The 11,036-nt window shown below is 35.5% G+C and carries 8 protein-coding genes; 5 read left to right on the top strand and 3 right to left on the bottom strand.

Annotated features, from left to right (window positions below):
- Positions 1-406 precede the first annotated feature (406 nt).
- Positions 407-1,750, top strand: a complete 1,344-nt coding sequence (locus tag HPY74_17230) for a glycosyltransferase family 2 protein (GenBank protein ID NSW92379.1) — start codon at positions 407-409, stop codon at positions 1,748-1,750.
- 116 nt (positions 1,751-1,866) lie between these two features.
- On the opposite strand, the gene HPY74_17225 is transcribed toward HPY74_17230, so the two are convergent.
- From HPY74_17225 to HPY74_17215, 3 genes are all read right to left on the bottom strand, one after another.
- Positions 1,867-3,513, bottom strand: a complete 1,647-nt coding sequence (locus HPY74_17225; GenBank protein NSW92378.1) for a DUF4091 domain-containing protein — start codon at positions 3,511-3,513, stop codon at positions 1,867-1,869.
- Between the two features lie 70 nt (positions 3,514-3,583).
- A complete protein-coding gene (locus tag HPY74_17220; protein NSW92377.1) occupies positions 3,584-4,648 on the bottom strand; it encodes a hypothetical protein in 1,065 nt (354 codons plus the stop codon).
- A 59-nt stretch (positions 4,649-4,707) separates the two neighbouring features.
- Positions 4,708-6,174 (bottom strand): MBOAT family protein, encoded by a 1,467-nt coding sequence (locus tag HPY74_17215; protein NSW92376.1) that lies wholly within the window; start codon positions 6,172-6,174, stop codon positions 4,708-4,710.
- A 235-nt stretch (positions 6,175-6,409) separates the two neighbouring features.
- Between HPY74_17215 and HPY74_17210 the strand changes: the two genes are divergently transcribed.
- The 4 genes from HPY74_17210 (at position 6,410) to HPY74_17195 (ending at position 10,851) form a co-directional block, all read left to right on the top strand.
- A complete protein-coding gene (locus HPY74_17210) occupies positions 6,410-8,005 on the top strand; it encodes a histidine kinase (protein NSW92375.1) in 1,596 nt (531 codons plus the stop codon).
- A gap of 17 nt (positions 8,006-8,022) precedes the next feature.
- Positions 8,023-8,199 (top strand): hypothetical protein, encoded by a 177-nt coding sequence (locus tag HPY74_17205; protein NSW92374.1) that lies wholly within the window; start codon positions 8,023-8,025, stop codon positions 8,197-8,199.
- 45 nt (positions 8,200-8,244) lie between these two features.
- The gene (locus tag HPY74_17200; protein ID NSW92373.1) at positions 8,245-8,766 is read left to right on the top strand and encodes a hypothetical protein; all 522 of its coding nucleotides are present in this window, start codon (positions 8,245-8,247) and stop codon (positions 8,764-8,766) included.
- 282 nt (positions 8,767-9,048) lie between these two features.
- Positions 9,049-10,851: a hypothetical protein gene (locus tag HPY74_17195; GenBank protein ID NSW92372.1), complete on the top strand. Its 1,803-nt coding sequence runs from the start codon at positions 9,049-9,051 to the stop codon at positions 10,849-10,851.
- Positions 10,852-11,036: the final 185 nt, after the last annotated feature.

Here is an 11,036-nt window from a genome sequence, read left to right as displayed (position 1 = left end):
GGAAAGTCTTATAGAGCCTGTTAATCCGACGAGGGATAAGCAAATCAACTGTATGAGCAAAATAATTACATTGAAATATTATTAAATTCTATTCAAATTATTTTGCGAGTTTGATTTGCCCCGAAGTGAATTTACAGGCTCTTAAGACTTGGAGCATTTAGTTACCGGAAGCATTTTCTTCATAAAAATAAAATGCGCCCTTAAAATCTATCAAAAGCTATATTTTGAAATAGCGATATTAGGCAGAAAAATTTATGCGCCGGCAATTTATGATAAAACATTCAAGCTTTTTTATTAAACAAGTTGCCGTAGTTTAAATTCAATAACAATTGAGTTTGATTATTTCCATTATTAGGTGTAATTTTTTTATAAGTATGTTATTCATTTGACAGAAGGGGTTATAGAAATGTATTTACACAGCAGCCTTATGATTCTTAAACCAATAGTGGGAATAATTATTCTGGTACTTCAATATGCTTTATTGCCCCTATTTATTTATCATTTTGTCATATCAGTATTTGGATGGTTTAAAAGAAAGGAAGAGAATGCAGAAAATTATTTTCCCGTGAACAGGTTTGCTCTTCTTGTAGCTGCGCACAATGAAGAAAAAGTAATAGAGAGTATAGTAAAAAACCTGAAAAACCTGGATTATCCTACGGATATGTATGATATATTTATAGTTGCAGACAACTGCAGCGATAATACTGCAGAAATTGCCAGACAAAATGGAGCTATTGTTTTTGAAAGGTTCGATAAGCTGAAAAGGGGCAAAGGTTACGCACTTGAATGGATGTTTGAGAAAATTTTTAATATGGAGAAGAAATATGATGCAATCTGTGTATTTGATGCGGACAACCTTGTCTCTTTAAATTTCCTTAAGGAAATGAATAAGCAACTGTGCAAGGGATATAAAGTGATCCAAGGATACATTGACAGTAAGAATCCTCTGGACTCTCTGATTTCGGCGAGTTATGCCATAAGTTACTGGTTGAACAACAGGCTTTTTCAGTTGGCACGTTACTATCTGGGATTAAGCTGTATAATTGGGGGGACTGGTTTTGTTGTGGCTACAGATACACTGAAAGAGATAGGCTGGGGGGCTACATGCTTAACTGAAGACCTTGAATTTACCATAAAACTTGTATTAAAAGGCAAGAAAGTTTACTGGTCTGAAGAGGCCATTGTCTATGATGAAAAACCTATCACCCTTATACAGTCGTGGAGACAGAGAAAGCGCTGGATGCAAGGTCAGGCTGATTGCGCGTGTAGATATGTGAAGCCACTTTTATATAAGTTTATAAAGGACAAGGATATGGTTGCTTTTGACTGTGCATTGTATGTTATCCAGCCTTTAATAGTTGTAATAAGTGGAGTAATACTGCTGTTTAACTTTTTTAGGTTCATTCTTTTCACTGATTTTTCTGAACTATTAAATTTGCGTAACTTACAATCGGCAGTGTTGTTTTTTTTTACTACATATATAAGCGTAATATTTATTTTTATAGAGGGGAGAGCTTCTTTAAAGGTGACAGGCTACTTCCTTTTGTTTCCATTCTATAACCTTACTTGGATACCAATAATAATACAGGGTTATATAAATAAGGATAAGAAAGAATGGTCACATACCCTCCATACCAGAGTACTGGATATCACAGATGTGGAAAGGCTGAGAAGTAAAGGATATAGAAATTATAAAGGAGTGGCCGATGCAAGTACTGGTGAAACCAACGTTCAACAATATGATACATAAGAGTATGATAGATGTAGACAAGTAGACAAGTAGACAAGCGAACGGTTCTCATGTCGGGATGGTTCTTGGTTTTGATTTAGACACAAGAACCGTCCCCTTGTCTTGCTTGTCTTGTCTCACTTGTCTACAATATGTTCAGCAATCTTTTTGTTGATCTCTTCTCTCTTACATAAAAGCCACTCAGCGTCGGTAGGATATTGCCTAAATGTTATGGGATTATCCAACCCTTGCTCTAAGATATTAATAACTTCTTTCCGTCCAATAAGTTCTTCCAGTAGTTTTAAGGCACGCAAATCCTGGAGGGCTTCGTAAAATACTTCAAGCCTTAAAGATTCGATAGGGCTGTCCTCTCCTGGATAGACCACAAAAGCATCTCCGGAGGGGAAAGCATAACCGGCATCGGTAACCTTGTATGGGTCAATAGGGTAACGCGAATATTGAGAATACCAAAAATTATAACCCCACTGGAGGAACCCACTAATATTGAATTTATACAACTGTATTCCTAATATCCTATTCCTCGCAGAGGGCATATTAAAGAAGCGGTTTGCTACCTCGCGGTATTGACCGCAACAATAATAGGTCCACAAGTTTGGAACTTTATTTTCCAAGAAAGGTTCTATATGGTTTGTAGAAGGTATGGGATTTTTAACCAGGCCTGTCTCATAAAATTTGTAGTCAGATAATGCATCAATAACCGGGAAACCTTCCACATACTCATTTATAATTAAACTTGCGTTTTTATAAGATTCATAATGGTCTGAATGAGGTTCGTCTGAAACATGGAAGTAGGCACAATCCTCCAGGTTATTCTGTTTTATAAAATCAATCAGTTTAGGAAGAAATTGGCTCAAAAAGTTCTTATACTCCTCTCCTGCAGCATCGGTATCCCATCCAAAGATACGCTTGTATTCTCCATCTTCTTTTGCCATAATTTTTGGTGCATGTTTAGCTCCCCATTGGGTGAATAAGTGAGAGAATTCAAAATACTCAACACCATTGGTACGACACATGTCAATCCAGCGTTTTAACTTATCAAATCCGAACTTGTATGTATCCTTGCATTTTTCCACATCAACTAATTGTACAGTAGGCCTTTCACCACCCACTGCAGTATCCAAAGGAGGTGTAAACAGGGGTGTTAAAATCATATTTATACCATGCTTTACTGCAGTTTGAACATACTTCTCTATAATCTTCCAGTGTTCATCACTAAAAACTTCCACCCCATACCATGTAGCAAGGCAGTCTGTATGAAACCACTCAGTATGAATTAGTGTTTGTCTTGGAAGCATGGCATTAATTATTTCCAGCTTAAATTCAACTTTACCCAATTCATCCCCGGATGGAGAGGTAAAAGTTATTATAATTGGATAGTTGCCGGCTTTTACCTGTCGGTCAGGATTAATTGTAACCCATATGGAACGCCATTGACGGGGTAAAAGGGTGATCCCTTCGGCATTTATCGGCATTAAGGCATCAGGATATAATCCTGGGGTAGTACGCAGAACATTATCGTCATGGTCTGCATAGCACGGCATTTCTGAAGGAATAAGCGCAACTTTACGAAGAGTAATCCATTGAGACAACTCAGAACTTACACTTACATTAACCTGCTTTAACATAAAACCATCCCACTTATAGGCAACCTGAAAAGAGTAAACTTCGTTGAGCAACATCGAGCCACTCTTCCATTCTGAAGCTCTCAACTCTTCGTCGGCAAATACCTTCTCAAGAGAACTTAGTACCCTGGTTTCCAACATTCCGGTCTGTGTCAATTTTATCAACCTCTCTTTCTCAATATTACTTTCTCAATATTAATTTATTTTATCATTAGCAGATAGAATTAGTAAGAAGTATTTCTATCTGTTTTATTAAATTCGTAAGCTTCTCTTCAATATTCCATTCTGTAACCATATGCCTGTCGGAAGATATGGAATCTATTATATACTCATTTATCTCTTTTGAATAATGAGTCATATCCCTGTAGTTATCCAGGTTATGGGTTATACTTTCTATATCCTGAAAATCAAAAATTTTTACATTTTCTAAATTTTTACAGTTTTCAAATATATATCTTTTCAACTTTATTTCATTTTCAAATAATCCTCTTTCATCAAGAAATTTGTGGGCAAGTATTGAAAAGGGGGGATAAAATAGTATAAATTCAACCCCAGGATTATCTTTTACTACACTTATTAGATTTTTATCCGCATTTGCTTTCAACTGGTCCCATGTGAATTCTTCAGGATTAGCCCTTTGTAAGTCGTTCCGGGCAAGTATCCAATCTTTCATGGCATTTTCTTTACTGAATTTTGATGTACTGTACCAGGTATTTAACATTTCAAGATTATGAGTCATTGTATAATGCATCTTTCCTTTATATTCATTGAGAAATATATAATAGCACCTTAAAAGAGTATCAGAATTGCATAAATATTTTAAATCCGTAATGGGGTTGTTATCATATAAATAATAAGGAAAACCTCTTCCTGTTTCCGTTACTCTTTTGGTATCTCCTCTAAAAGAATAGTAGTTTAACTCCCATATTATTGTATCTGCCTTCTTTACATGAGTAACAACGTTAACCATGAGCTTTTCTTCATACATGGAAGCCCCCATGGTTGAAAGCCTCACCATCTTCTTACCCAATTTTTCTTCTACATAGGAATGCAGGAAATTATCGCTCATGCTTGTCCCCACAATTGCAAGACTGTAATCCTGGCTTCTTGCCAATCCAGGGTTTTGGTATCTCTGATCGTTGAAATAAACGGGTTTGTATAGCGTGGGTTCTCTATAAAACTGGTACGGGTCAACTATGTAATTTATAAAAGATAATGGGAATAGTGCTATTAATGTTATCAATATTACTTTGAAGATAAATACTTTTAGCCTCATTTAACTTTGCCATACCACCCTTCTAATTTTAACCCTTCTAATTTTATCCGTACACTCTTCTAAAACTGGAAATAAATAAACTGCTTGGTTTCACTAAAAGCCAACCAAAAAGTTATTGTAACCAGTACAGAATAAATGCCCCATCTTATAATGACAGGTCTATATGAAATCCATTCTATAACATCTCTCTTCCTTTGTAAAAAGTGAACTGCTTCTACCATAATTACCCCCACAATGCAAACAATGAACTGAAATTTAGTTAGTGCCATGGCAGATATGGAATTTATCAGATACTGAGTATCGGTTATATTTCCTATATCAGTAAACAAATGCCTAATTATATAGAGTGCATCACTTATTGTATTTGCCCTGAAAAATATCCACGTAAAGGTAACCAGGGAAAAGGTGAATACCATCCGGATGCACTTGTGAATAAAGGGAACTTTTTCTATCCTGGTAAACTTCACAAGTTTTTGCTTTACCGAAGATAAAACCTTTCCAATAACAAGAAATATGCCATGAAGGGCTCCCCATACTACAAAAGTCCAATTGGCCCCGTGCCACAATCCGCTTATCAAAAATGTTATAAAAAGGTTAAAATAGTTGCGAATCCTGCTCACCCTGTTTCCTCCTAGAGGAATATAAAGGTAGTCTTTAAACCAGCTGGAAAGGGATATGTGCCACCTTCGCCAGAATTCGGCTATGGATTTTGAAAAATAAGGCCTTTTAAAATTCTGCATAAGGCCAAAACCCATTACTTTGGCACTTCCTATTGCAATGTCTGAATACCCTGAAAAGTCGTAGAAAATCTGGAATGCGAAAAACACTGTAGCAATAATAAACTGGATGCTGTTATGTTTGGTAGGATTGCTATATATTGCGCTTACAGCTACCCCCAACCTGTCGGCGACCACCACCTTTTTGAAAAAACCCCCGGCCATAATTTTAAGGCCGGCTGTTACCCTGTCATAGTCAAACTTGTTCTTGTTGTAAAACTGGGGCAAGAGCCTTTCTGCCCGTTCAATCGGCCCTGCAACAAGCTGCGGGAAAAATGACACATAAAGTGCAAATATCCCAAAGTGTTTTTCCGGTTTAATACTTCCTCTGTAAACATCAAGGGAATAGCTTAAGGTCTGAAAAGTATAAAAGGATATTCCCATGGGCAGAAGAAGGTTTAAGCCTGGAACATTGTATTGTATATTTAATTGGTGGAAAAGCGTCCTTAAAGACTCATTAAAAAAGTTAAAGTATTTAAATACAGCAAGCAGCCCCAGATTCACAAAAAGGCTTAAATATAAATATTTCTTCCTCTTTTCTTTATGTTCCTCCCGTCCCATTTTAAGTCCGGTAAAATAAGCTACAGAAGTAGATATTAATATGAGAATTATGTATTCAGGCCGCCATGCCATGTAAAAGTAATAACTCCCTGCAAGTAAAAGAATCCACCTCGCCCTTTGAGGGAGAATAAAATACAGTATGGTTATAATTGGGTAAAATATTAAAAATTCCAGTGAGTTAAAAAGCACATTTAACCCCCCTATTTTGTCCTCTTGTTCATAGGCAAATGCTATTTATACTCTTTTAATTATATTTCATATATCCGCCAAAAAGCAACATTTGTTACCACAAATTATAACCATAAAGTTTTTGTCACTTGCATTTACTCAACTGCTGGTTTATCATTATTACATAGCTTTTGTAGTAAAAGTTGAGTATAAAGGTGCAAGCAAAAAGCATTGTGCCTTATAAGGGGTTAATAATATGAGAAGTATACAGAACAAGCTTCTTGCCAATTTTTTACTGTTAACACTGATACCAATCATTCTTATGGGTATTTTTTCTTATAAAATATCCTATAATGCCATTATTAACAAATTAAACATAGCTGTATTGGATTCCCTGGCACAGGTGGGAAGAAATGTGGAAAATGAAATAAATAAGATTGAGGGAATTCTTGAAATAGCTATTAGTGATAAGCGTTTCCAGGTTGATCTTTCACAGTCGGACAGTAAATTATGGCAAATAACTTACGACCTTGATTTATTTTTTAATACTTATTATTTTACCCATTATTTTCAGAACCAAAATACGGCTTCGGTTTTTTTCTTTGGTGAAGACGGCGGAGTTTACAGCTATAAGAACACATATATTACCAACAAAGATGCTTGGAAAAAATATCCATGGTATAATGAGACCAGGGAAATGAAAGGGAAAATCAATTGGATAGGGACCATTCAGAATCCTGATCCTTATAGTGATAATAAGTATGTTTTTGCAGCTGGAAGGACCATTGCCGATACAACAAACATCCGTAACTTTCAGAATATAGGTACTATATTTGTCTTCCTTGATGAGCGCGTTTTTGCTGGTATTTATGAAAATACCGATGTAGGAAAAATTGGTACCGTAATGATAACTGATTCGAAGGGTACGATAGTATCGCATACTGATAAAGAAAAGGTGGGAACGAACATTAATGATTACCTCTTTGCAAAAAGCATAATTGAGAATAAGTATGGCTGTGTGGAAACAAGGATTAGTGGAGTCACCTATATGGCAGCATATTACACCATTTCAAAAACCGGCCATAAAATAATCGAGTTGATCCCATATAGTTTCTACATAAAGGAAATCAAAAATATAGGATATCTTACTTTTTTTCTGTCACTTATTTGTTTTGTGAGCTTGTTATGTGTAGCGTTTCTCATTGCAAGGAATATCGCACAACCAATAAGGAGACTTCAGGCTGCTATGCTGACGGTAGAAAATGGTAAATTTGACATTGAAGTTCCGGCTGTGGACAGTGATGAACTGGGACAGATAACCAGGAGTTTCAATTACATGGTAAAACAAATTAAAAAACTTTTCCAAAAAAGCATTGAGGAGGAGAGAATAAAAAAGGACCTTGAAATTAAACTACTCCAATACCAGATAAATCCACATTTTTTATACAATATTTTGGGTTGTATACGGTTTGAAGCTATGATGGAGGGTTATGCCAAAATGGCAGATATTCTTCAAAGTTTGAGCCGGCTTTTAAGCAGAACACTGGGAAAGGCGGGTACCATTATTTCCATAGCCGAAGAAATCAATAATTTAAACGATTTTCTATATATACAGCATATTTGCTATAATAATAAGATTAAGATAAGTTATGCAATCGAGGAGCATATTCTAAATTACAAGATTCCAAATATGTTATTGCAACCTCTTGTTGAGAATGCGATTTTCCATGGAATTGGAAGAAATACCGAAGTGTTATCAAGGACAGGTTCTTCAGGGACATTATCTGGTGTAGATATACAAACAGCGAGGATATCAGACGGAAGGCAGAAGATCTGGAACTTAAGCATATAGATGGAAAGATGATATTTATGATTATATGCATCGACAACATAGGTACAATACTTGAAGGTCCATGGGAGAAAGATAACGAATTGCTGTCATTTGCAATCGGGAATATTGTTGAAGAGATTGTCCAACAGCAGTATTATGGGAACACTTTTTGCATTTCAATGGAAGAATACGGTATTATTTTTTCATTACAGTAAGCAGTTGGGCGGACAGAATTAAAAAATAAATTATTGTCCTTATTTATGAATATTGGTAAATGTCTATGGGAACAACTTGGAATTCATATTTCCGGGGGATTAAGCCGGATAGAAGAAGGTATTTTTGCGCTCCCTGCCATGTATTCCCAGGCGAGAACTGCATGCCAGTACCGTTTTATATCAGGAAAAAGGAAATTGATTACTTATGATGAAATACCGGTAATTTATGTAAATAATAATCTTAAAAAGGCTGAGAGAGTGGAATATTTAAGACAGGTGCTTCAGACCATGGATAAGGAAAAAATCATCATGTCCCTATCTTTTTTAAAGATTGAGGAGAACGAAGTATGCAATACAGATATTGAGTCCGTGAGGGAAATCTTTGAAAAATATACATGGGTGCTGATTGAATTCATGCAAAAACAGGGGATTATTGATAACTTTGAACCTTTAATACGGCATTTTTATTCATACTTGTTAAAACAAGGATCTCTTAAAGAACTGAATGAAGCTTACAAAAATGGAGACACAATTGTAAATAATATTATCAAAGCAATTAATAATTAAAATAACTAATATTTAGCAATATAGCAATAATATAGCAATATTTAATTAAAATATAATATATAAAAATAGAACAAAAACAGATGTAATAACATGAATTGGTTTATGAATTGGTTTATAAAAGGTTAGCTATAATGGGGCCATCTACATTTTAAGTGCCGGATGGTCCCGTTTACTGTATTTTTCCCAAGAAAATGCTATAATAAAAAAAGAAAAAATATAAATGAAAATATAAAATATTAAGAAAATATAGTATGAAAATATAGTATGAAGGAGAAAAGAAAAATGAGAAGGATTATAAGGTTTGATTTTGGGCATGACAGCATCCCGGCAGCAAAGGGGTACATAAAGGTAGGTCAGACATATATGTCGTCTCGCTTTTTATGGGTTAGCAGAGTTAATTGCGTTCAGAGAAAAGATATTGAAAATATTATTGATGATAGGCCAATAAAGGATTTTGTAAGCGCGCAAAAGTGTGAATTTAGAGTAGGGCTTAAAAAAGGAAAGTATTTGATTAAATTATTATTTTATGATCCGTTAGAAAGTTATGACCCTTTTAAAGTAGAGTTTTACAACGTGGAAGCAAAAACACCAATGGGCGGAGGCAAAAGAATAATGAAGTTAGATGATGTAATAGTAAAAAGCGGAGAAGTTGTTGAAAAGGATTGTATATTGGAACATGAAGGCGGAGTATTGGCTGTACGTTTTACTGCTAACGAAGGCAAGAGGTGTATTGTTAATGCACTTGAAATATATAGTTGCAAAGAAGAGCTGTTTAAAGACGAATTGATTAAAGAAGAGCCGGTTGAAGAAGAACTGAGTAAAGAGGATATTATTAAAGAAGAATTGGTAAAGATTTTTGATGATGCCCCGTCTGATATACTTCCATCAGTTTATGAAGTAGAGGCAGAGGGAAGAGATGATCCGGAGGCAATGCTTAAAGAAATATGTAGATGGCTTGTAGCAAACAGAACAAGCGATGGTTTTTTAGGAGATATTACCAATTATGGAGAAACTAATGAAAAGTACTGGTATACAACTTCTTATCCTATAAGAACGCTTTTGACAGCATATTATCTCTTTGATGAGAGTGAGTATCTTGATATTTCAGTTAATATTCTGGACAAGTTTGTTAGTGAACAATTACCTGAAGGTGCATTTACACAAGTATGCAGAAACCAGCCCATAAGTTCACTTAGTGAAAGCGATATTAATTATATTAAGAGTAGATACTGGATGAATCTTGCGGATGTAGGGAGTATGGTTGCAGCACTCGCCAGTGCATGCTATTATGTTGATACTGAAAGAAAGAGCAAATATATGGAAGCGGTGAATAAATACTATGAAGGTTGGGCACTTAGATTTCAACATCAAGATGGGGGATTTTATAATGGTTGGCTTGCAGGAAAATTTGCAAGAAACGTATACAGTGTATCAACTGCAACAACATCGTTGGGGATGGCTATTTATTCGAAAGTATCGGGAAATCCAAAGTACATGAATATTGCTGAAAAGGCTATTTCTTTTCTTATAAGGGACTGGAATGACAACGGCCAGTTTTTGAATTGGCCATTTGATGGGACTTATCCTGACAAACCCCATTATCAGCTTACAACTTATTTTGGAGACGGTTTTTACATACTTGAAGCAATTGTAGCAGCAAGATTAAGCTCTAATAAGGACATACGTAAAAATGTATATAATGCCCTGGAAAAATACTTTTTTGGTTCCGAAGGACTTATTAAGGCTAAAAATGGAGCTGCATGGTATCCCCTGCAAGATATCTGGCATAATTCAAAAAGTGCGGCAATTCCTTTAATATTGATTGCATTTCATGAATTTAGCCGGGAATTTGGTATTGAGACCGATAAACTGAAGATAATCAAAAATGAACTCCGAATGTTGAGAAAATTCATTTGCACGCCTAAATATGCCAGGCTGCTGGGTGTAATGGTTGATGATCCGGATCTTCCATGGGGACCTCACAGTCTTCAGTCGTGGACAGGATGCTCTATTTCTGCTACCGGTTTTGCAGGATTGGCTCTTGCAGAAATGATTAAACCGGGAATTACGTATCTGGATTTATAATAAAAAATCTTTGGTGTATAAGTATAAAGGAGATATATGATTATGGCAAAACTTTTAAAGGAATGGGCTGATTTATACAGGAAAACTTTGTTGGAAGATGTTATACCATTCTGGGTAAAATAAGATTTGGAGAGGCTGGTATTACCGGATCCCAATGATTCTAAACGATATGAAGGCTTTGAGTC

This window comes from Bacillota bacterium (genome assembly GCA_013314855.1).
In the GTDB taxonomy this organism is placed as follows: Bacteria; Bacillota; Clostridia; order Acetivibrionales; family DUMC01; genus Ch48.
Note: the sequence above shows the minus strand (reverse complement) of the source record. Positions and strands in the feature narration are given on the sequence as shown.